Origin of the sequence: Arthrobacter sp. 147(2020), from assembly GCF_013116715.1 — a bacterium.
GTDB lineage: Bacteria > Actinomycetota > Actinomycetes > Actinomycetales > Micrococcaceae > Arthrobacter_D.
This window is the reverse complement of the sequence record NZ_JABFOM010000003.1, coordinates 121,568-144,341: the sequence shown is the minus strand read 5'-3', so window position 1 is coordinate 144,341 and position 22,774 is coordinate 121,568. Positions and strand designations below refer to the sequence as shown.

Annotated in this window: 20 protein-coding genes; 10 read left to right on the top strand and 10 right to left on the bottom strand. The window is 65.1% G+C overall.

The genetic code is table 11. The annotated features are described in order from the left end of the window. Positions 1–15: 15 nt before the first annotated feature. From HMI58_RS04125 to HMI58_RS04095, 7 genes are all read right to left on the bottom strand, one after another. On the bottom strand, positions 16–969 hold the full coding sequence (locus HMI58_RS04125; RefSeq protein ID WP_225667873.1) for a type II secretion system F family protein: 954 nt from the start codon (positions 967–969) through the stop codon (positions 16–18). Next, positions 966–2,444, bottom strand: coding sequence for a CpaF family protein (locus HMI58_RS04120; protein ID WP_171618245.1), 1,479 nt, complete (start codon positions 2,442–2,444; stop codon positions 966–968). The genes HMI58_RS04125 and HMI58_RS04120 overlap by 4 nt, the downstream gene beginning before the upstream one ends. Next, the gene (locus HMI58_RS04115; protein WP_171618244.1) at positions 2,441–3,652 is read right to left on the bottom strand and encodes an AAA family ATPase; all 1,212 of its coding nucleotides are present in this window, start codon (positions 3,650–3,652) and stop codon (positions 2,441–2,443) included. Before HMI58_RS04115 ends, HMI58_RS04120 begins: the two co-directional genes overlap by 4 nt. Continuing rightward, positions 3,649–4,389 carry an RcpC/CpaB family pilus assembly protein gene (locus HMI58_RS04110; protein WP_171618243.1) on the bottom strand — a complete coding sequence of 247 codons (741 nt, stop codon included), beginning with the start codon at positions 4,387–4,389 and terminating at the stop codon, positions 3,649–3,651. Before HMI58_RS04110 ends, HMI58_RS04115 begins: the two co-directional genes overlap by 4 nt. Before the next feature lie 12 nt (positions 4,390–4,401). Continuing rightward, positions 4,402–5,301: a pilus assembly protein TadG-related protein gene (locus tag HMI58_RS04105; RefSeq protein WP_171618242.1), complete on the bottom strand. Its 900-nt coding sequence runs from the start codon at positions 5,299–5,301 to the stop codon at positions 4,402–4,404. Beyond that, entirely contained in the window at positions 5,301–5,675 is a 375-nt protein-coding gene (locus HMI58_RS04100) for a TadE/TadG family type IV pilus assembly protein (RefSeq protein WP_171618241.1), read from the bottom strand. The genes HMI58_RS04105 and HMI58_RS04100 overlap by 1 nt, the downstream gene beginning before the upstream one ends. A gap of 124 nt (positions 5,676–5,799) precedes the next feature. Further along, complete coding sequence (locus HMI58_RS04095) at positions 5,800–6,003, bottom strand: Flp family type IVb pilin (RefSeq protein WP_171618240.1); 204 nt, start codon at positions 6,001–6,003, stop codon at positions 5,800–5,802. 550 nt (positions 6,004–6,553) lie between these two features. On the opposite strand from HMI58_RS04095, the gene rplM reads away from it, so the two are divergent. The 3 genes from rplM (at position 6,554) to glmM (ending at position 9,021) form a co-directional block, all read left to right on the top strand. Next, a complete protein-coding gene (gene rplM, locus HMI58_RS04090) occupies positions 6,554–6,997 on the top strand; it encodes a 50S ribosomal protein L13 (protein ID WP_019481538.1) in 444 nt (147 codons plus the stop codon). Between the two features lie 41 nt (positions 6,998–7,038). Next, complete coding sequence (rpsI, locus tag HMI58_RS04085) at positions 7,039–7,536, top strand: 30S ribosomal protein S9 (protein WP_171583933.1); 498 nt, start codon at positions 7,039–7,041, stop codon at positions 7,534–7,536. A gap of 132 nt (positions 7,537–7,668) precedes the next feature. Continuing rightward, positions 7,669–9,021 carry a phosphoglucosamine mutase gene (gene glmM / locus HMI58_RS04080; RefSeq protein WP_171583934.1) on the top strand — a complete coding sequence of 451 codons (1,353 nt, stop codon included), beginning with the start codon at positions 7,669–7,671 and terminating at the stop codon, positions 9,019–9,021. A gap of 51 nt (positions 9,022–9,072) precedes the next feature. Here the strand turns inward: glmM and mscL are convergent, their stop codons facing one another. The 3 genes from mscL to coaA are packed head-to-tail and all read right to left on the bottom strand — an operon-like array spanning position 9,073 to position 11,270. Further along, positions 9,073–9,465 carry a large conductance mechanosensitive channel protein MscL gene (gene mscL / locus HMI58_RS04075; RefSeq protein WP_171583935.1) on the bottom strand — a complete coding sequence of 131 codons (393 nt, stop codon included), beginning with the start codon at positions 9,463–9,465 and terminating at the stop codon, positions 9,073–9,075. 18 nt (positions 9,466–9,483) lie between these two features. Beyond that, positions 9,484–10,290: a M15 family metallopeptidase gene (locus tag HMI58_RS04070; RefSeq protein WP_318779120.1), complete on the bottom strand. Its 807-nt coding sequence runs from the start codon at positions 10,288–10,290 to the stop codon at positions 9,484–9,486. Beyond that, positions 10,287–11,270, bottom strand: coding sequence for a type I pantothenate kinase (gene coaA, locus HMI58_RS04065; RefSeq protein WP_171618239.1), 984 nt, complete (start codon positions 11,268–11,270; stop codon positions 10,287–10,289). The genes HMI58_RS04070 and coaA overlap by 4 nt, the downstream gene beginning before the upstream one ends. Before the next feature lie 108 nt (positions 11,271–11,378). On the opposite strand from coaA, the gene glmS reads away from it, so the two are divergent. From glmS to mgrA, 7 genes are all read left to right on the top strand, one after another. After that, positions 11,379–13,277, top strand: coding sequence for a glutamine--fructose-6-phosphate transaminase (isomerizing) (glmS, locus tag HMI58_RS04060; RefSeq protein ID WP_171618238.1), 1,899 nt, complete (start codon positions 11,379–11,381; stop codon positions 13,275–13,277). Positions 13,278–13,283: 6 nt separating this feature from the next. Beyond that, positions 13,284–13,682 carry a holo-ACP synthase gene (locus HMI58_RS04055; protein ID WP_171618237.1) on the top strand — a complete coding sequence of 133 codons (399 nt, stop codon included), beginning with the start codon at positions 13,284–13,286 and terminating at the stop codon, positions 13,680–13,682. Positions 13,683–13,684: 2 nt separating this feature from the next. After that, positions 13,685–15,238: an NAD(P)H-hydrate epimerase gene (locus HMI58_RS04050; protein ID WP_171618236.1), complete on the top strand. Its 1,554-nt coding sequence runs from the start codon at positions 13,685–13,687 to the stop codon at positions 15,236–15,238. Positions 15,239–15,314: 76 nt separating this feature from the next. Next, positions 15,315–17,495: a glycogen debranching protein GlgX gene (glgX, locus tag HMI58_RS04045; RefSeq protein WP_171618235.1), complete on the top strand. Its 2,181-nt coding sequence runs from the start codon at positions 15,315–15,317 to the stop codon at positions 17,493–17,495. 100 nt (positions 17,496–17,595) lie between these two features. Further along, positions 17,596–19,926 (top strand): malto-oligosyltrehalose synthase, encoded by a 2,331-nt coding sequence (gene treY, locus HMI58_RS04040; RefSeq protein WP_171618234.1) that lies wholly within the window; start codon positions 17,596–17,598, stop codon positions 19,924–19,926. Continuing rightward, on the top strand, positions 19,923–21,662 hold the full coding sequence (gene treZ / locus HMI58_RS04035) for a malto-oligosyltrehalose trehalohydrolase (protein WP_171618233.1): 1,740 nt from the start codon (positions 19,923–19,925) through the stop codon (positions 21,660–21,662). Before treY ends, treZ begins: the two co-directional genes overlap by 4 nt. 53 nt (positions 21,663–21,715) lie before the next feature. Beyond that, on the top strand, positions 21,716–22,762 hold the full coding sequence (mgrA, locus tag HMI58_RS04030; protein ID WP_171583943.1) for an L-glyceraldehyde 3-phosphate reductase: 1,047 nt from the start codon (positions 21,716–21,718) through the stop codon (positions 22,760–22,762). Positions 22,763–22,774 lie beyond the last annotated feature (12 nt).

Genomic DNA, 22,774 nt, shown 5'->3' with positions numbered 1-22,774 from the left:
CCGAGTGACAGTGCGTTAAAACTTGAACGAGACCACTTTCTTCATCCACACTCCACCCACCAGGAGTAGGATTACGGAGACCCCCATGATGACGTAGCCGATGGGATGCTGGAACATCGGATCCATGTACCCGGGACTGACGACCATCAGGATTGCACCCATGGCGAACGGCAGCGCCATCAGGATGTAGGCGCTCAACTTGCCCTCTGCGCTGAGCGTATCCACCTGACGACGAATCTGGTTCCGCTCCCGAATGGTCTGACCCACTTGATCGAGGACCGTCGCGAGGTTCCCTCCCACTTCGCGGTGGATGGCGATAGCCTGTGCCACCCATGAGAAGTCTTCGGACTGCATCCGGTCTGCAGCGTCATCCAGGGCATCGCCGAGATCTCGTCCGAGTCGAGTCTCGTTGATGATCCGGGTGAACTCTTCAGTGGTTGGAGCCTCCGAGTCGGCTGATACTGCATCAATCGCGCGCAAGAGGCTGTGTCCGGCCCGCAGGCCGCCTGCCAGTAATTGCAGGGTGTCATCCAGTTGCTCAGCGAACTGCTTCTGGCGGCGGGACGTCAGCACCCCAAGGGCAACTTTGACGAGGACGGGTGCAGCAATAGCAAGGAGGACCGCAAGGAACGGCCCGGCAAGGATCAAACCCACGCAGGCCGCGAGTACTGTGCCGCTGCCGGTCAGCACAACGAAATCTGCCGGCCGGATCTTTAGTCCTGCTCCCTCGAGTTTGGCTGCTATCCCTCCCATCAGGTTGCGCCGCTTGAGCAGACCGTCGACCATGCCGGTGGTCAGGCTCGCCAATTGGGTCAGCTGGATGGGTGATGAAGGGTCAGCCGTTTTGGCGCGGTTTAGCGAGTTGCGTTGAGGACGGGGAATGAGCACGAGGAAGATTGCCGCGCCCAGGGCTGCGAAACAGGCGACAATTCCCAGCAGGAGCTGCATGCCCGACGGTTCAGGAATCATCGCTCAGCCCTGCCGTTGAGGGGGGAACCGAAAACGCTGGGAGAGAGCTCTATACCGAGGTCGCGGAACCGGTCAGTGAACTTCGGGCGGACGCCGGTTGCCACCGGAACCCCGAGGAAACGGCCGTTGGAGTCGACCCCCGCGCTGTAGTCGAAGACGAATGCATCCTGAAGGGTCACGATTTCGCCCTCCATACCTTGGACCTCGGTCACATGGGTGACCCGACGGGTACCGTCACGAAGCCGCGTAAGCTGCACAATGACGTCCACTGCAGCGGCCAGCTGCTCGCGGACAGCGCGGAGTGGCAGGTCCATCCCGGCCATCAGGACGAGAGTTTCCAGGCGGGCAATTGCGTCGCGGGGCGAATTGGAGTGGACGGTGGAGAGGGATCCGTCGTGGCCGGTATTCATGGCCTGCAGCATGTCAAGTGTCTCGCCACCGCGGACCTCGCCCACCACGATGCGGTCGGGACGCATACGGAGGGAGTTACGGACCAGGTCCCGAATGGTGATCTCCCCCTTACCCTCGATGTTGCTGGGCCTGCTTTCCAGCCGGACCACGTGGTCCTGCTGGAGTTGCAGTTCCACTGCGTCCTCGATGGTGACGATCCTCTCGCCCTCCGGGATGAAAGAGGAGAGGACGTTGAGGAGGGTGGTCTTCCCGGTGCCGGTACCGCCAGAGACGATGATGTTCAGCCGTGCCTTGACGCAGGCGTCCAGCAGCTCGGCCATATCCGGGGAAAGGGTGCCAAAGCCAATCAGGTCGTGGACCTGAAACGGGTCAGTCGCGAACTTCCTGATGGTCAGCGATGAACCGTTGACCGCCAAGGGTGGAATCACCGCGTTCACGCGGGAACCGTCGGCCAGGCGGGCATCCACCAGAGGGGATGACTCGTCGATCCGTCGGCCCACCCGGGACACGATGCGTTCGATCACCTTGCGGAGGTGCTCTTCTGACGCAAACCGGACCCCGCTGCGGGTCAGCTTGCCGTGCTGCTCCACGTAGATCATGTTGGGGCCGTTCACCATGATCTCGGTGACGCTTTCGTCGTCGAGCAGGTGCTGCAAAGGCCCATACCCCAGCACATCATCGCTCACACCGCGGATCAGTCGTTGACGTTCCTCCTTGGAGAGCGGCACCTCCTCTTCCTCGACCACCTGGGTGAGTTCTTCCTGTACCAGGGCGTGGAGCTGATCCTCGGTCAGGGCTGAGTCGAGCAGTCGGTTTCCCAGCCGCTCGAACAAGATGGTGCCAGCCCGGTCCTTCAGCTTGGCGAGAGCGTCCCGTGCTGGCGGTGGGGCTGCGGCCGCGGGCTTGGCCGGACGTGTCGATTGCCCTTCATTGATGCGCGGCTGAAATGACTGTGGCTGCTGACGAGGGGCTGCCGCCGGGTCTTGCCCTTCCGGCGCTGCAGGTCGAGCGGATACTGTCCCCGAGGATCGGCGCGCAGCTTCCAGCCGCTCGGCGAGATTCATTTCTTCCCTCCCCGGTGACGTCCATGACCCTTGGCCTTCGTGACGGCGACGGGTGGCGCGAAGCGGAGCAATAGCTTCCGCAGGGCCTTACTCGCTGGATCCCGACGCTTGTTCTCCATCAGGGGAGCCCCCTGATTGGTGGAGAGCCGCACGGCCCGGGACGAAGGGATCACGATGTCGACCTTAACGTTGAGTGCCTTCTCGACGTCAGCGACCGTCAGTCCGTCCCGCTGATCAGCGTTGTTGAGCACAATGTGACGGGTGATCGGGATGAGGGCCAGTTCCCGGAGCACATCGAGTTCCTTGCGAAGCCCCCTCACACTGGGGACATCCATGCCGCTGACGAAGACGTAGTCGGTTGCCTTATCCAGTGCGGCGAGGGTGTGCTCGGACAACCCGGGGGAGGTGTCGACCACCACGTAGCGGTACTGGCTGGCCAGTTGGTCAAGAAGATGTGAAACGTCCTCACCGGTGACCTGATCCACAGAATCAGGAAGGTCGGGTGCGCACAGGGCGAAGAGCCCCGTCGGATGGGCGCTGAGGAATGACTTCAGCACCATAGTGTCGCGGCGGGCTGGGCCATGGACCGCATCGGTCACCGAGTGGTCCGGCGCAATCGTCAACGCGCTTGCTACGTCCCCGAACTGCAGGTCGAGATCGACCAGCACCGTGGCGTGGGGGGCCGCGGCGGCAAGGCCTACGGCCAGGTTGCTCGCCACAGTGGTCTTTCCCGCTCCGCCCTTGGGCGAGACCACGGCGATCACCCGGCCGTTGGCGGACCCGGCAGTATCGCCGGAAGACAAGCTGGCCGAGCGCCGGCGGATCGCTGCACTGCGGGTCGCCCGATGAAGGAGTACGCTCAGCCCGGCGACGTCGGCGTCCGGCTCAACAACGTCGCGAATCCCGGCGCGCATGGCGCTGAGCACCACGCTGGGGGTGGGGGTCGTGGTAAGGAGGACGCTGACCTCAGGAAACTGCACCTCAAACTCGTCAGCGAGTTGCAGTGCATCGTCGAGGGGAACCCCTGGACCGAGGATCAGCACGTCGAGAAGACGCGGATCCGGAAGCTGGGCAACCAGCTCCTGCGCGCCTGTCGGGAAAGCTGAGCCCAGCCACGAGTGTATTTCTCCCTCAAGTGCCCCGGACGCAGCCTCTGTGAGGCGCTGAAGAAAGTCAGGGGCTGTGGTGACTATCGCGTAGCGGCTCATTCGTAGATCTCATCTGCGGTGATCGGCCGCGTGCCGTCTTCGGTTGCTGTGGCTGGTTCTTTCGAAAGCCAGATCCTGCCAAATTCCTGCCCGTAGACAATTTTCTCCGCGTCCGGCGCTGTGCGGGCCACCGTCACCAGGACGCTTCCGGCCGGAAGGGGAGTGGAACCGGGGGCCTCCGATTCCTCCGGCTGCTCAGGCAAACCCTGAATGTTCGTCACCAGGACCTTGTGAAGGGTGAGGTGGGTTATCGCCAGTGGGTTCGCTTCGCCCCCGCCGTCCAGGGAGATAAACACACCAACAGTGTCACCCGGCAGTATCTGGCCGCCAACGGCCCGTTGCGGTTCCAGGAGGATCGTGACTTCCTGCATCCCTTCGGGCACCTCGACCACTGAGTCCTCAATGAGCTCCACCGGATCGACGAACCGGGAGCTCAGCACCTGTTCGCCGGACACCAGCTCCACACTGGTCACCAGGCCAGCAAGCTGGTCAAGGCTCGCGATGGCGTCGGCCGGCACTACCTTGGCGGGCACTGCCTCCTCGCTCACCAGCTCCGGGAGGCTCTCGGCCGGCGTGCCCTCGGGAATTGAGACTCCGTCTCGGACCACGAGAACGGTTTGAGTTTCGGTGCCGGCCAGAGCCCGCTGCTCGGAGGCACTGACGTACTGGACCAGCAGCACGGTTCCGATCACTGCCAGGACGACGGCGGCAATCGCACCGATGATTCGGCTCTTCACTGGGAGATTCCCTTACTGACTTAGCGTTACAAAGAAGGCGTTCAGCTCGTCGCCACCGAGCTCTTCAACGCCGAAGGACTCAAGGTCTTCGAGAGACACCAGGGTAATGAATTTTCCCTTGATTCCCGCGGCTGGTTGCTCTGGATGCTTATCGCTGGGCCAACTGTGGGCGGTGACGTAGAAGGCTGCGAAACCGTCCACCACGTACTCGACGTTGTTGCCGTTGCCGGATTTCTCGACGTAGACCGGCAGCAGGATTGGCTTACCGTCGATAGCGCAGTTCTGCGGCGCGCTCTTGCCGGGTTGACCATTTATCACCTCATCTACATCGACCGTGGCACTGCAGCTCTTCTTCTCAGCTTCCTCAAGCCAGCCGAACGCGCCCGGTAGCGACTTACCGGAGGCGTCGGTGCAGGTGGAATCGACGGTAATCCAGATCTCCTCATCGGTTGGCGTCTGGTCGAAGAGGCATCTGGGCGCGGTGAAAGGGAAGACTGTCGCTTTGGACGGGCTGCCCCAGGACGCCCGAGCTGTGGCCTGAACTGGAGATGACTCAATGCCCAGCACTGGTGCAAACCAGAATTGGACGGCTGAATTGCCATCAGTGGTGAGAGTGTTGGCGGTTACGGTGACAGTGTTGGAGACAGACAGGTCGACGACTGCGCTGGCGCGTCCGTCATTGGCATTGGCGTTGGCAAGGTTTGCTGCGGTCAAAGATGCCGTCCCCGGGTCACACGAATCCTGATACGCGCACTCCTGGGCGATGGCCAGAGCCGCGGCGTCTGCCCCGTTCTGCAGTTGGGCGCGCTCCGCGAAGACAATTCCTACATCGATAACCAGCGCGGTCATCCCGAGCACCAGGACCATCAGCAGTGAGGCCATGACCGCCACGGCGCCATCCTCGTTCGTCATCAGCCGCCGCACCGCATCACACCCTTTCCAGTAACGGTTATGGCATCGGCGAACAAACCTGAGAGCAGATCGACCGAATAGGTCACCGTGACTGTGGTTTCGGTGGCACTTACACAGGGTGTGACAGTGACCTGGTCTGACGACAAAGCGGGCTGGAGGCCTGGTGCGGAGAGAACAGCCGCTGCCTTTGCCACACCGACGTCTTTCTGGATGGCCATCACCCGCACCGCCTCGCGGGCAGCCGACGTGACCTGAAGTTGAGCGTTATAGACCCGCCCAAATTCGACGATTCCAAACAGGACCAAAAGCAGAATGGGCACCACAAGGGCGAACTCGACCGCAGCCGCTCCGGACTCGGACCGTAATCGTCTCATGGGGGTTCTTTCCTTGAATCTAGTTCAGTCGTTAATTAGATCGAAGCAGCGGTATTGTGCGCCGCTGCTTCGATCTGAATCCTGACCTCCCCAGCGGGCCAGGAGAACCTAGACCAGGGCTGGGTTAGGGGGCTGGTACGGCTGGGAGGATCTTAGTGAAGGCCAGCTGGAGCTGGGGGCCAAAGACCAGCATGAGGCCGGTGATGACCACCGCAAGCAGACCGACGAGCAGACCGTATTCAACTGCTGTCGCACCGGTTTCTTCCCTGCGGAGGCGTTCGGTGGCTTTGATGCCGAGGACGTGGAGGGTGGCGATGAGGGAAACCATGAGATGCTCCTGAAGAAATATGAGTGAACGGGAGCGGAGGATCAAGTCCGCCGCTGGGTTGAACGTAGCATCAGGAATCTGGTTAAAACGGGTGTGATTCTTAACCTGACCAAACACTGCGGCTAAGTTCTCAAGGTGCGTCAATCCTTCGGATATCCCGTGCTATTTCAACCCATCCAGGCGGTCGGGGCGCGGATCGGGCTCAGAGCCCGCGCGTTTCCCCTATTGTCGACGGCATGGCTCCGATGGAGCCATGCCGGTACGTCGGCAGTCCACCGCGAGCGGTCGTCGCCGCCCGGCTTTTGACTGGGGCATAGCTTCGCGCTAATCTTGGTAGTCGTTGTGCGTATCCCTCCTCGATACGTCCATGCCCGCGTGGCGACTCGGTTGCAGAGTCACCTGGCCCGCGGGGATGGCCGAGATAACCGGGATCACTGGCTTTCAGCCCTCACCTGAAGTTCCGGTAGCGCATGCATAAGCTGAGCTTTCGCGTCGGAATTAATATTCCCGGCGTGGAGGCGTCACCGAACAAGAAACGAAGGCAAAAACCGTGCGTACGTACACCCCGAAGCCAGGCGACATCAACCGCCAGTGGCACGTCATTGACGCCACCGACGTTGTCCTAGGCCGACTTGCCAGCCAGACCGCAACACTGCTGCGCGGAAAGCACAAGCCGACCTTTGCACCCCATATGGATATGGGCGATTTCGTCATCATCATCAACGCCGAGAAGGTAGCCCTCACCGGCGCCAAGCTCGAGCAGAAGCGTGCATACCGCCACTCCGGTTTCCCGGGTGGCCTCTCGTCGGTCAACTACGCAGAGCTGCTGGAACAGAATCCAGTCCGCGCTGTGGAGAAGGCCATCCGAGGCATGCTTCCCAAGACTTCCCTGGCTGCCCAGCAGATCGGGAAACTGAAGGTCTACCGCGGTGCCGAGCACCCTCACGCTGCCCAGCAGCCTAAGACCTTCGAAATTACCCAGGTCGCCCAGTAGTCCTGGCCACCACACACTAAGAAATTAATTCAAGGAGAACCGTGGCTCAGAACACTGAAGAGCTGAATGAACCAACTGAGGAGCTCACGAGCTACACCTCAGAAACTGGCGAGACCACCGAGGCAACCGCCAAGGAACGTCCCGCCCTGACTGTCGGCGGCGGAGCCGTTGGCCGTCGCAAGGAAGCAGTTGCACGGGTCCGGCTCGTTCCCGGCACCGGCAAGTGGATCGTGAACGGTCGCGAACTGGCCGATTACTTCCCTAACAAGCTGCACCAGCAGGAAGTCAACGATCCGTTCAAGATCCTTGAACTCCTCGGCTCCTACGATGTCATCGCCCGCATCCACGGTGGTGGCCCCTCCGGTCAGGCCGGCGCGCTTCGCCTCGGCGTCGCCCGTGCCCTGAACGAGATTGACCGCGAGAACAACCGCGCCATCCTCAAGAAGGCCGGCTTCCTGACCCGCGACGCACGAGTGATCGAGCGTAAGAAGGCTGGTCTGAAGAAGGCTCGCAAGGCACCTCAGTACTCCAAGCGCTAGAGCACCGCGTGGACCGGCCCGCTTCTTCAAGGGTGTCCGGTTCTGTGTGCTTCCCAACGCCCGTCCGGGTCCCGGACGGGCGTTGGGTGTTTAAGATCGGGATCGATTCCCCCTGAATTAGGATGTACATCGATGAGTAGATTATTTGGGACCGATGGGGTCCGCGGACTGGCAAACGAACTGATCACGCCGGAGCTGGCAATGCAGCTGGCCCAGGCAGCGGCAGTGGTACTCGGTCACCGTTTTACCAACGGCAGACGCCCCACCGCCGTGATCGCCCGAGACCCGCGTATCAGCGGTGACTTCATCGCCGCAGCCGTCGAGGCCGGGCTGGCCGGGGCAGGCGTTGACGTGTTCGACGCCGGAATCCTGCCCACGCCCGCCGCCGCCTTCCTGGTGGCTGACCTGGACGCTGACTTCGGGGTCATGATCTCCGCGTCCCATAATGCTGCGCCCGACAACGGCATCAAGTTCCTGGCACGCGGGGGCAAGAAGCTCGATGACACCATCGAGGACGCCATCGAGCTGGAACTGACCCGTCCAGCCCTCCGGCCCACCGGCGGAGATGTCGGCCGGATCCAACGCTTCGCGGACGCCGAGGACCGCTACGTGGTCCACCTTCTCCAGACCCTCCCCAATCGGCTGGAGGGAGTCAAGGTTGTGCTGGACTGCGCCCACGGCGCCGCCAGCGGCTGCTCGCCCCAGGTTTTCGCCGACGCGGGCGCGGAGATCGTCGTCATCGGAGCTGACCCCGACGGGATCAACATTAACGACGGGTACGGGTCCACCCACCTCGGACCCCTCCAGGCCGCTGTGATCGAGCACGGCGCTGACCTGGGGATCGCCCACGACGGCGACGCCGACCGGTGCCTCGCCGTCGACCACGAGGGAAACATCGTCGACGGCGACCAGATCATGGCGATCATGGCCGTGGCGATGAACGCTGCTGGCACCCTGAAGGACAGCACCCTGGTCGCCACGGTGATGAGCAACCTGGGGTTGAAGCTTGCTCTCCGCGAGGCGGGCATCAGCCTGCGTGAGACGGGTGTGGGCGACCGGTACGTGCTTGAGGGAATGCGCGACGGCGGCTACAGCCTCGGCGGCGAGCAGTCGGGTCACGTCATTTTCGCCGAGTACGCCACCACCGGGGACGGCGTCCTGACCGGCCTGCAACTGGCGGCCCAGGTGGCGCGCACTGGACGGACGCTCAAGGAGCTGTCCCAGATCATGAACAAGCTCCCTCAGGTGCTGATCAACGTCAAGGGCGTCGACAAGGCCGCCGTGACCACCAACGAGCATGTCCAGCAGGCAGTCCTCGAAGCGCAGGACGCGCTGGGGGAGACCGGCAGGGTGCTCCTGCGGCCCTCCGGCACCGAGCCGGTGGTGCGGGTCATGGTGGAGGCCGCCGACATGGCGACCGCCCAGTTGACCGCCGACCGCCTCGCTGAGACAGTGTCGCTCCGGCTGGCTCTCGCCTCCGCCTGACCATCCAGCACCATGACCGCGAAGCCGCGGTGTGGGCGCATGTCCCGGCCCTTAGGGGCGGGACGCCAGGCTGTCCCGGATCTCCGTCAACAGGGCGATCTGCGGATCCGCTGCAGGCTCTTCCTCCACAATGCCCAGGCTTCGGTTGCGGCGTTCGATCATCTTGTTCATCGGCAGCACGATCACGAAGTAGACGGCAGCTGCTACGAGAAGGAAGTTGACGAGTGCCGTCAGGAGGACCCCGAACAGAATGTCGTTGCCGTTGATCGTGACTTTCGCGAAGTCGTCAAAGTTTGGGGATCCCACCAGGGCAGAAATCAGCGGCATGAGAACTGAATCGACGAGCGCGGTGACCACAGCGCCGAAGGCAGAGCCAAGAACGACGGCGACGGCCAAGTCGACGACGTTTCCCTTCATGATGAATGTCTTGAATCCGTTGAGCATCCGCTAAGGATAGCTTCGCTAGCCGTAGTCGGGCGCATCGGGCAACCCGAAGTGCTCCTCGAGGGTCTGCACTCCGTCGTCGCGCATGGTGGCCGAGGTCTCCGCCCCGACAAACCGGTAGTGCCACGACTCGGCGAGGAACCCGGTGGTGTCCTGGCGGTTCTCCGGATAGCGCAGGATGAAGCCAAACCGGTGGGCGTTATCCGCTGCCCAGGCCGCAGCGGCTGTTTCCGCAAAACATGATCGGAGGGTGCAGGCGCCGTCGTCCTGCCCAATGTCGAAGGCCAGCCCGGTCTGGTGTTCCGAGAAGCCGGGGCGGGCCGAGTAGTTGTCCGCGTTCTCGGCACTGCCGTTGCGGCTCACCCAGTAGTCATAGGTATCCACCTGCACGGTGTAGGAGCGGTAGCCGCTCACCAGGGTCAATCCGACGTCGTCGTCGGCTGCCGCAGCGAACATCTCCTCCACTGCCTGCGCGGCGTCGGGGCGCAGCGTGGCATTTGCCCGGTCGGTGGCGAGAGCGACATCGGGCAGGACCAGTTCGTCGGGCGCGTAGTCGATCGGGTCGAGCGGGCGGCGCTTGTTGACGACGACGGTCACGGCGGCGGGATCTGCGTACGGGTCGGCCGCCGGATCGGTAGCGGTGGGAGTGGCTGGGGACGGCGCCCGTTGGGCGGGCGCGGGGATCTCCCCGACGGTCAGGCTAGGAGTTGCCGCTGCTGCTGTCGAAGACTCGGGGTCCGGTGCGCCGCAACCGGACAGGACAGCCGCGAGGATCATGGGGATGGCCAGCAGCCCTCGCACGGGCTGCCGCCGGGACCGGCTCACGTCTTCCGCAGCAGCATTCGCCGCACTGAGTGGTCGGCTTCCTTGGTGAGGACCAGTTGTGCCCGCCCACGGGTGGGAAGCACGTTGTCCATCAGGTTGGGTTCGTTGATCCGCTTCCAGATCCCGAGGGCGGTTTCCTTCGCCTCATCGTCGGTGAGCGATGCGTACCGGTGGAAGTACGACTGGGGATTGGCGAAGGCGCCAGTCCTCAGCGACTGGAACCGCTGCACGTACCACTGCTCGATGTAGGAGGTCTTCGCGTCCACATAGATGGAGAAGTCGAAGAAGTCGCTGAGCGCGAGGCCGGACCGTCCATCCGCCCGGGTGCGGGCGGGGGCCAGCACGTTCAAGCCCTCGACGATGAGCACATCCGGCCGCCGGACCACCACCTCCCGGTCCGGCACGATGTCATACGAAAGGTGGGAGTACCACGGGGCCCGCACTTCCTCGGCGCCGCTCTTGACCTCGCTGACGAACCTCAGCAGGCGCCGACGGTCGTAGGACTCCGGGAAGCCCTTCCGCTGCATCAGCCCCCGGCGTTGCAGCTCGGCGTTGGGGTACAGGAAACCGTCGGTGGTCACCAGCTCCACATTGGGGGTATCCGGCCAGCGGCTCAGCAACTCCCGGAGCACGCGGGCGGTAGTCGACTTGCCCACGGCGACCGAGCCGGCGACGCCGATCACAAACGGGGTGCGGGTGCGTTGCTCGCCCAGGAAGGTGGTGGTCGCGGCGTGCAGTTCCCCTGCGGCAGCGACATATAAATAGAGGAGCCGGGAGAGGGGGAGATAGACCTCCCGCACCTCGTCGAGGTTGAGCTCATCGCCCAGCCCCTTCAGACGCAGGATGTCTTCCAGGCCCAAAGGCGAGGTGATTTCGTTGGAAAGCCGGGCCCACGTCTGCCGGTCAAGTTCGACAAACGGAGTGAAATTGCTCTCCGCACCATTGGTCGCGACCACCCCGGGGTTTGATTCGTTCACCATAGGAATTGTGCCTGTTGGTGCTGCCATAAGCGAACTTACTCCTTGCCCGGGTGCCCCGCCCGCGTCTGGCTGCAGAGTTACCCCGCCGCTGACGGTACTCTTAAACCCATGTGTGGAATCGTAGGCTATGTAGGCCGGTCATCAGTGTCATCCGACGGAACAGCAGCGACGCATGGCGCGCTGGACGTTGTCATGGAGGGGCTACGGCGTCTCGAATACCGGGGGTATGACTCAGCTGGGGTAGCTGTGCTGACCCCTACCGGCATCGCCTCCCGGAAAAAGGCAGGCAAGCTCAGCAACCTGATCGCCGAGCTGGAAGCCAGCCCGCTGCCCGCGTCGATGACCGGGATCGGCCACACCCGTTGGGCCACCCACGGGGCGCCGAACGATCTCAACGCCCACCCGCACCTCGCCGACAACGGGCGGCTGGCCGTCATCCACAACGGCATCATCGAAAACTTTGCTGAACTCAAGGCAGCGCTGCTCAAGCAGGGCGAAACGTTCCTCTCGGAGACCGACACCGAAGTGGCAGCCGCCCTGCTGGGCAGCATCTACCGGGAGCTCGCGCTCGCTGGCGATACTGACCCGCTGAGCAATGCCATGCGTCAGGCCAGCCAGCGCCTGGAGGGTGCTTTCACCCTGCTCGCCGTGCACGAGGATTCCCCCGGCGTCGTCGTCGCCGCCCGGCGCAACTCGCCGCTCGTCGTCGGACTCGGCGACGGAGAGAACTTCCTCGGCTCCGACGTGTCAGGCTTCATCGACTTCACCCGGCGAGCCGTCGAGCTCGGCCAGGACCAGGTGGTCACTATCACCCCTGACGAGGTCATCATCACCGACTTCTTCGGTGCCCCCGCCGTCGGCAAGGAGTTCCACGTCGACTGGGATGCCGCGGCAGCCGAGAAGGGCGGCTACCCGTCCTTCATGGAGAAGGAAATCAACGACCAGCCCGACGCCGTCGGCCAGACCCTGCTCGGGCGCTCCGATGCACAGGGCCGCCTGATCCTCGACGAGCTGCGCATCGACGAGTCGATCCTCCGCTCGGTCGACAAGATCGTGGTCCTCGCCTGCGGCACGTCGGCCTACGCTGGGCAGGTGGCCAAGTACGCCATCGAGCACTGGTGCAGGATCCCCACCGAGGTGGAACTGTCCCACGAATTCCGGTACCGCGATCCGATCGTCAACGAGAAGACCCTGGTGGTCGCCATCTCCCAGTCCGGGGAAACCATGGACACCCTGATGGCTGTGCGCTACGCCCGCGAACAGGGTGCCAAGGTGGTGGCAATCTGTAACACCAACGGCTCCACCATCCCGCGCGAATCCGACGCCGTCCTCTACACCCATGCCGGCCCCGAGATCGCTGTCGCCTCGACGAAGGCGTTCCTGGCGCAAATCACCGCCGCCTACCTGCTGGGCCTGTACCTCGCCCAGCTGCGCGGTAACAAGTTCGGCGACGAGATCGCGGCGGTCCTCGCCGACCTGGCCGAGATGCCTGCGAAAATCCAGACCATCCTGGACAACGCCGACAAGGTCAAGAAGCTCGCCCGCGACATGTCCGAGGCCAAGTCAGTGCTCTTCCTGGGCCGCCACGTCGGTTTCCCGGTCGCGATGGAGGGTGCGCTGAAGCTGAAGGAACTGGCCTACATCCACGCCGAAGGGTTCGCGGCCGGCGAGCTCAAGCACGGCCCGATCGCGCTGATCGAGGACGGCCAGCCCGTCGTCGTCGTCGTCCCCTCGCCACATGGCAGGGATTCGCTGCACGCCAAGGTGGTCTCCAACATCCAGGAGATCCGAGCCCGCGGCGCCATCACCATCGTCATCGCCGAGGAGGGGGACACCTCGGTCGAGGCGTACGCCGAGCACGTCTTCTACGTGCCGCAGACCCCTACCCTGCTCGCGCCGCTGCTGACTACCGTCCCGCTGCAGATTTTTGCCTGCGAGCTGGCCTCCGCAAAGGGGTACGACGTCGATCAGCCCCGCAACCTGGCCAAGTCAGTAACAGTTGAGTAGTCGCCGGTGATCGTGGGTATCGGCGTCGACGTCGTCGACATCGAGCGGTTCGGCCGCCAGCTGGAGCGCACACCGGGCCTCCGGGACAGGTTGTTCGTGCCCGCTGAGCGGGTGCTGAACCTGCGGTCCCTGGCCGCGCGGTTCGCTGCCAAGGAAGCGGTGGCCAAGGCGCTGGGAGCGCCAGCGGGGATGAACTGGCAGGACTGCTGGATCGGAGTCGATACCGCGGGCAGCCCCTCCATCGAGGTCAAGGGGACAGTAGCGGCCGCGGCCGCGCTGAAGGGCGTCCGCCGCTGGCATCTTTCCCTCAGCCACGACGGCGGGGTAGCCACGGCAATGGTGGTGGGGGAGGGGGCCGTTGGCGAAGCTGCACCGGCACCTCCGTCTGGCGGGATAGACTCCTAAGTATGCTTAGTGCCTATTCGGGCAGTGCGATCCGTTCGGCTGAAGCCCCCCTCCTCACGGCCGGGCACAGTGACGCCCTGATGCAGCGAGCAGCCTACGGCCTCTTCACTGCAGCCACCGCCGAGCTGGTCTCCTCCACTGGCGGCTGCTACGGACGCAATGCAGTGGTCCTTGCTGGCAGCGGCAACAACGCCGGGGACGCACTCTTCGCAGCAGCCCGCCTGGCCGGCCGCGGAGTACGCACGACGGCGGTGCTCACCACGGGGACCACCCACCCCGCCGCGCTGGCCGCGTTTGAACGCGCGGGAGGCCGCATCGAGCGACTCAGCGAGGACACCCTCTCACGCCTCGTGCGGGTGTGCGCTGAAGCGGACCTGGTCATCGACGGGATCCTGGGTATCGGAGGATCGGGCGGATTACGCGAACCCGCCGCGAGCCTCGTCCGCGAGCTCGCCACCACCGCAACCGGGACGGTGATTGCCTGCGATCTGCCCAGCGGGCTCGACGCCACCACCGGAACCGTCCACGAACCGGTGCTTGGCGCCGACCTGACCGTGACCTTCGGCGCGCTGAAGGCCGGGCTCCTCACCGGTCCCGGAGCCGAGGTGGCAGGACGGGTCACGGTCATCGACATCGGCCTCGAGGCGACACTCCCCGAACCGGCAGTCCGCCGGCTGGAGCCGGCCGACCTTGCGGCACTCTACCGGCGCCCCCGCGCCGCCGACCACAAATACACTCGCGGGGTCCTCGGCATCGCCGCAGGCTCCGTGAAGTACCCGGGGGCCGCGGTGCTGGCCACCGGTGCTGCCCTGGCGACCGGCCTGGGCATGGTGAGGTACCTCGGACCGGAGTCCGTCGCCGGCCTGATCAACCGGACCCACCCGGAAGCCGTCTGCTCCCAGGGCCCGGTCAGGTCGTCCCGGGTCCAGGCCTGGCTGGTCGGCCCCGGAGCCGAAGACGACGCGGACCAGCGACGGCGGGCCCGCGACGCCATGTCCTCTGGCCTGCCCACGGTGGTCGACGCCGGGGCGCTTCCCCTGCTGCCGCGCAGGGTGGGACCCCAGGTCATCCTGACCCCCCACGCTGGCGAACTGCAGGCGGTCCTGGCGGCCCGTAAGGTCCGGGTGACCCGCGGGGATATCGAGTCGGCTCCGGCCGACTACGCTCGCAGGGCCGCGGAACTCACCGGTGCCACAGTGCTACTCAAGGGCTCCGTCACGGTGATCGCGTCGCCGTCGGGTGCGCTCTTCAGCCAGGCGGCAGCGACGCCGTGGCTCGCCACCGCCGGGTCGGGCGACACCCTCGCCGGAATCCTTGGGGCTCTTGTGGCGACGCTTGCCGAGGACGACGACGGCTCGGCAACCGGGCGCCTCGGCGTCCCCGAGCCGGACACCTGGGCGGCCGTTGCGGCGGCCGCAGCCCTGCTGCATGGCCTGGCCGGTACGAGGGCGGCGACCTTCGGGCCGGTGGTCGTATCGGAGCTGCCGAAGTACGTCAGCGAGGTCCTCGCGGACCTCCTGACCGGACCGCCCTACAGGCCACAATTCACCAAATAGTCACCTGGTTGCGCTATGAAGGTAGCTGGACCGTTTACTTTTCGACCCACGATAGACCCACTTTTCAGGAGAACACATGGAACTCTGGCCCGGCGAAGCGTACCCTTTGGGCGCCACCTATGATGGCACCGGCACTAACTTTGCGCTGTACAGCGAGATCGCTGACAAGGTGGAGCTCTGCCTGCTCGACGACGACGGCGTCGAAACCCGCGTCGAACTCCACGAGGTGGACGGCTACGTCTGGCACGGGTACCTGCCGCACATTGTTCCAGGGCAGAAGTATGGCTACCGTGTCCACGGCCCCAATGCACCGGAGGAAGGCCACCGCTGCAACCCGAACAAACTGCTCCTGGACCCCTACGCCAAGGCAGTGCACGGGCAGATCGACTGGGATCCGGCGCTCTTCGGCTACAACTTCGGTGACGAAAACTCAATCAACAACGATGACTCGGCACCCCACATGATGCTCGGCGTCGTCGTGAACCCGTTCTTCGACTGGGACGGCGACCGCAAGCCACGGATCCCGTACCACCAGTCGGTCATCTACGAAGCCCATGTGAAGGGCCTCACCCAGCTGCACCCCGAGGTCCCGGAGGAGCAGCGCGGCACCTACGCCGGCGTTGCCCACCCCGCGGTCATCTCCCACCTGCAGAAGCTCGGGATCACCGCCATCGAACTGATGCCCGTGCACCAGTTCGTCAACGACAGCACCCTGCAGGAGAAAGGCCTCACCAACTACTGGGGCTACAACACCATCGGGTTCTTCGCACCGCACAACACCTACGGCTCCGCCGGCGACACCGGCGAGCAGGTCCAGGAATTCAAGGCGATGGTGCGTGAACTCCACCTCGCAGGCATCGAAGTGATCCTCGACGTCGTCTACAACCACACCGCCGAGGGCAACCACATGGGCCCCACCCTGTCGATGCGCGGCATTGACAACTCGGCGTACTACCGGCTAGTCGAAGACGACAAGAAGTACTACATGGACTACACCGGCACCGGCAACTCGCTGAACGTGGGCAACCCGCACTCCCTGCAGCTGCTGATGGACTCCCTGCGCTACTGGGTCACCGAAATGCACGTGGACGGGTTCCGCTTCGACCTGGCCTCCACCCTGGCCCGCGAGTTCTACGACGTCGACCGCCTGTCAGCGTTCTTCGAACTGGTCCAGCAGGACCCAGTGGTCTCGCAGGTCAAGCTCATCGCCGAGCCGTGGGACGTGGGACCCGGCGGTTACCAGGTGGGCAACTTCCCGCCGCAGTGGACCGAATGGAACGGCAAGTACCGCGACACGGTGCGCGACTTCTGGCGCGGAGAGCCGTCCACGCTGGGCGAGTTCGCCTCACGCCTGACCGGTTCAGCGGACCTCTACGAGCAGTCAGCACGTCGGCCAGTCGCGTCGATCAACTTTGTCACCGCCCACGACGGCTTCACCATCCGCGACCTCGTGTCCTACAACGAGAAGCACAATGACGCCAACGGTGAAGACAACAACGACGGCGAAACCCACAACCGGTCCTGGAACAGTGGCGAGGAGGGCCCCACCGACAACCCCGAGGTCAACACCCTCCGGGTCCGTCAGCAGCGCAACTTCATTGCCACCCTTCTGCTGTCGCAGGGTGTGCCGATGCTGCTGCACGGCGACGAGCTGGGCCGCACCCAGCAGGGCAACAACAACACGTACGCCCAGGATTCCGAGATCAGCTGGATCCACTGGGACCAGATGGATCAGCCGCTGCTCGAATTCACCGCCGCAGTGAACCGGCTCCGGTCGGAGCACCCCACGTTCCGCCGTCGCCGGTTCTTCGACGGCCGGCCCGTGCGACGGGGCGAGGGTGAGGCCCTGCCGGACATCGTATGGCTGGGGACTGACGGCACTGTCATGGCGCCGGAGGATTGGGATACCGGCTTCGGCCGTTCCATCGGTGTGTTCCTGAACGGGCAGGGCATTTCCGGACGGGACGCCCGCGGCCAGCGGATCACCGACCAGAACTTCCTGCTGTTCTTCAACGCCAGCGACGAGCCGGTCGACTTCACTGTCCCACCGCAGGAGTACGCTCCGGCCTGGGACGAAGTGATTGACACCGCCGGCAAGTTCGCGGACTCGGAAGCCATCCCCGCGGCGGCGACCCTCACCCTGGAGGCCAAGTCGATGGTGGTCCTCCGGGCCCACGCCGAAACCGAGGATCTGGATCACTCGGTGGCCGCGTCACTGGCCGCCCTGGCCAACGCGCACCAGCCCGGCGGCGCCTAACCACTGCCGGCCGACGTATCCATCCGGCTGACCCTGGCCCCGGCCGGGGTCAGCCGGCTCACCCCGCACAACCGCAGCATCCCAGTTCAGGAGTACATGCATGAGGACCCCGAAGTCGACCTACCGGTTGCAGATCCGATCCGAGTTCGATCTCAGGGATGCCGCCGCGGTGGTGCCCTACCTGCGGGATCTTGGCGTGGACTGGGTATATCTCTCTCCAGTACTGACCGCTGAACAGGGATCAGGACACGGCTACGACGTCACCAACCCCACCGCCGTCGATCCGGAGCGCGGCGGGCGCGACGCGTTCGTGGCGCTCTCGGACGCCGCGCACGCCGCGGGACTGGGCGTATTGGTGGATATTGTGCCCAACCACCTGGGAGTGCAGACCCCCGCCCAGAACCCCTGGTGGTCGTCACTGCTCAAGGGCGGACAGGATTCGCCCTACGCCGAGGCGTTCGACGTTGACTGGGACGCCGCGGGCGGGAAGATCCGCCTGCCGGTGCTCGGCGACGGCGAGGACGAGCTCGCCGCCCTGGAGCTCGACGGCGGGGAGCTGCGCTACTACGACCACCGGTTCCCGATCGCCGACGGCAGCTACGAAACCGGCGACACCGCTCAGGCGGTGCACGCCCGCCAGCACTACGAGCTGGTGAACTGGCGCCGGGCGGACAGCGAACTGAACTACCGCCGCTTCTTCGGCGTGAACACTCTGGCCGGCCTGCGCGTCGAAGTGCCGAAGGTGTTTGACGAGTCGCACAGCGAAATCCGGACCTGGTTCGAGGAGTCCCTCGTGGACGGCCTCCGGATCGACCACCCGGACGGACTCGCCGACCCGGCCGGCTACCTCGACCGGCTGCGTGAGCTCACCGGTGGCGCCTACGTGCTCGTGGAAAAGATCCTCGAGCCGGGGGAAACCCTCCCGGCCGACTGGGCCAGCGAAGGCACCACCGGCTACGACGCACTTGCCGACATTGACCGCCTGTTCGTTGACCCTGCAGGACAGGGCGCCCTGGAGCGGGTAGCACCAGCCGAGGACTTCCACTCGATGATCCACGGCACCAAGCGCGGGATCGCCGATGGCATCCTCCGGTCCGAGGTACTGCGGCTCACCCGGCTGGTACCCGCCGACGCCGGCCTGGACCCGGAACAGGCTGCCGACGCCATCGCCGAACTGCTCGCGTGCTTCCCGGTCTACCGGAGCTACCTTCCCGGCGGGGCAGATTACCTCGACGACGCCGTCATCGCCGCCCAGGTGCACCGGCCGGACCTCGCCGACACCCTGAAGGCGCTGCACCCCCTGCTCAACCCCTACCTCGCTGAGCCCGACGCCGCAGGCTCAGACAACCCCATGACCGAGCTGGCCATCCGGTTCCAGCAGACCTCGGGCATGGTGATGGCCAAGGGCGTCGAAGACACGGCGTTCTACCGGTACAACCGGCTGACCTCGCTCAACGAGGTGGGCGCCGACCCGTCAATCTTCTCCATCGACCGGGTCGAGATGCACAACCGTCTCCTCCGGCGCCAGCGCGACAACCCGCTCTCGATGACGGCGCTCAGCACCCACGACACCAAACGCAGCGAGGACACCCGGGCCAGGATCAGCGTCCTGTCCGAAATGGCCGACGAGTGGGCGGCCGTGCTCGGTCAGCTCGACGACGCGGCACCCCTCGGCGACCCGGCGTTCTCCTCACTGCTGTGGCAGGCCATGGTTGGCGCCTGGCCGCTGAGCCGCGAGCGGGCGCACGCCTACGTGGAGAAGGCATCCCGCGAGGCGGATTCCAGCACCCACTGGACCGCGCCGAACGAGGCCTTCGAAGACCGCATGCACGCCGCAGTGGACGCTGCCTACGACACCCCGGCGGTCAACGCGCTGGTCACCGACCTGGTGGACATGATCAAGGATTACGGCTGGTCCAACTCTCTCGGCGCCAAGCTTCTGCAGCTGACCATGCCGGGTGTCCCCGACGTATACCAGGGCTCCGAATTCTGGGAAGACTCCCTGGTGGACCCGGACAACCGCCGCCCGGTGGACTACGACGCGCGGAAGCAGTCCCTCGTGGACCTCGCCTTCGGTGCGCTGCCCGCCGTTGACGACGGCGCGGTCGCCAAGCTGCTGGTCGTGTCCCGTGCACTGAAGCTCCGCCGTGACCGGCCGGAACTCTTCGACGGCTACACGGCCGTTCCGGCAGCGGGTGCGGCAGCCGATCATGTCTTCGGCTTCGACCGTGGGGGAGCCATCACCCTTCTCACCCGGCTCCCGCTGGGGCTCCAGCGGCGTGGCGGCTGGCAGGACACCACCATCGTCCTCCCGGAGGGCCAGTACAGCTGCGCCATCACCGGGGCAACCTTCTCCGGGGGCGCCGTGCCTGCCGAAACCATCTTTGAGACCTACCCTGTAGCACTGCTGATCCGGGAGGACGCATCATGAGGAAACCCTTCGACGTCTGGGCCCCCAAGGCCACAACCCTTTCGCTGCTGGCGGGAGGCTCCACCACCACCATGACCAGAGGCGACGACGGTTGGTGGACCGCCGACACGGCACCCGCAGTCACCGGGGACATTGACTACGGGTACCTGGTGGATGGCGCCGGGTCGCCGATCCCGGATCCCCGCTCACGCCGCCAGCCTGACGGCGTGCACGGGCTCTCCCGGACCTTTGATGCCGGCGCCCACACCTGGCAGGACAGCTCCTGGGTCTCACCCGGCCTGGCCGGCGGGGCAATCTACGAACTGCACATCGGGACCTTCACCCCCGAGGGCACCTTCGACGCGGCCATCGCGAAGCTGGACTACCTGGTGGACCTGGGCGTGCAGCACGTTGAGCTGCTCCCGGTCAACGCGTTCAACGGTACCCACAACTGGGGTTACGACGGCGTCCTCTGGTACGCCATCCAGGAAACCTACGGGGGACCCGCCGCATACCAGCGGTTCGTCGACGCAGCCCACCAGCGCGGCCTCGGCGTCATCCAGGATGTGGTGCACAACCACCTGGGACCCAGCGGCAACTATCTGGGCCAGTTCGCGCCCTACCTCACCGAGGGCAAGGCCAACACCTGGGGCGATTCCCTCAACCTCGACGGACCACAGTCCGACGAGGTCCGCCGCTACGTGCTCGACAACATCGCGATGTTCTTCAGGGACTTCCACGTCGACGGCCTGCGCCTGGACGCAGTGCACGCACTGCACGACGAGCGTGCCGTCCACATTCTTGAGGAATTCGCTGCCGAAACTGACGCGTGCGCCCAGGAACTGGGCAAGCCCCTGTTTCTGATCGCCGAATCCGACCTGAACAATCCGCGGCTGATCACCTCACGGACCAGCGGTGGTTACGGGCTCGCCGGCCAGTGGAGCGACGACTTCCACCACGCCGTCCACGTCAACGTCACCGGTGAAACCGACGGCTACTACGAGGACTTCCACTCCGTTGCCGCCCTGGCGAAGGTGCTCGAACACGGGTTCTTCCACAACGGAACCTACTCCTCGTTCAGGGAACGCGGTCACGGACGGCCCATCGATCCGGCCCAGGTGTCTACCCACCAACTGGTGGTCTGCACCCAGAACCACGACCAGATCGGCAACCGGGCGGCCGGCGACCGGATGGGCGCCACGGTGGGCTACGCCCAGCTGGCGCAGGCGGCGGTCCTGAACCTCGCCGGCCCGTACACCCCCATGCTGTTCATGGGCGAGGAGTACGGGGCGTCCACCCCCTGGCCGTTCTTCACCTCCCACCCCGAACCGGAACTGGGCAAGGCCACCGCCGAAGGACGCCTCCGCGAGTTCGAACGCATGGGCTGGGACGCCGACACGGTGCCCAACCCCCAGGACCCCGCCACCTTCGCCTCCGCGAAGCTTGACTGGGCGGAGGTGCAGACCGGAGACCACGCCCGTCTGCTGGACCTGTACCGCCGCCTGATCCGGCTGCGCCGGGACACCCCCGACCTGATGAACCCGGACTTCACCGCCGTGTCGGTCGAGTTCAGCGAACCCGAGAAGTGGTTGGCCCTGCGCCGTGGGGGGACAGTCGTCGTCGTCGTCAATCTTGCCGATGAGGAACGCACTGTCCCCGTCGATGCGGCGCAGGTGCTGCTGTCCACCGTTTCGGGCGAAGCGCTGGCCGACGGTCGACTTACCCTGCCCGCCCGCGGGTCAGCGATCCTCGGCTGAGTCCTCTCAGCTAGTGCCCACCGCCCCGTTTTCCCCAGAACCAGGAGACTCTCATGACGTATCACCCCGCCGATGACCGGTACGATTCCATGCCCTACCGCAGGGTGGGCCGCAGCGGCCTGCAGCTGCCCGCGGTGTCGCTGGGCCTATGGCACAACTTTGGGGATGACAAGCCGTTCGCTGACCAGCGCGCCATCCTGCGCCGCGCCTTCGATCTGGGGGTCACCCACTTCGACCTGGCCAACAACTACGGGCCGCCAGCGGGCAGCGCCGAAACCAACTTCGGCCGCCACCTCAAGGACGACTTCGCACCGTTCCGCGACGAACTGGTCATCTCGTCCAAGGCCGGCTACGACATGTGGCCCGGCCCGTACGGCGAATGGGGTTCACGCAAGTACCTGCTCGCGAGCCTGGACCAGTCCCTGAACCGGATGGGCCTGGACTACGTGGACATCTTCTACAGCCACCGCCCCGACCCCAACACGCCACTCGAGGAGACCATGGGCGCCCTCGACACCGCCGTCCGGTCCGGGCGGGCCCTGTACGCGGGCATCTCCTCCTACTCGCCGGAGAAGACGGCCGAGGCTGCGGCGATCCTGCGGGACCTCGGCACGCCGCTGCTGATCCACCAGCCCTCCTACTCGATGCTGAACCGGTGGGTAGAGAACGGTACCCCCAACCTCCCCGAGGTACTGGAACAGGAAGGCGTCGGCTCGATCGCTTTCTCGCCCCTGGCCCAGGGGCTCCTGACCGACCGCTACCTCGACGGCGTCCCCGAGGGCTCCCGTGCAGCGTCCAACAAGTCGCTGTCGGAAGACCACCTGTCGGAGGACAACCTGCGCCGGGTGCGCGGCCTGAACGAGATTGCGAAGGGCCGCGGCCAGTCGCTCGCCCAGATGGCGATCGCCTGGATCCTGCGGGAGCAGTCCAAGGGCAGCGCCATCACCTCGGCGCTGATCGGGGCGTCCAGTGTGAAGCAGCTCGAGAACAGCCTTGCCGCCGTGAAGAACCTCGAGTTCAGCCAGGACGAGCTCACCAGCATCGACGAGTTCGCTGTCGAGTCGGACATCAACCTGTGGGCCAAGGCCCTCGACGCCTAGGGCTCGCCGCTG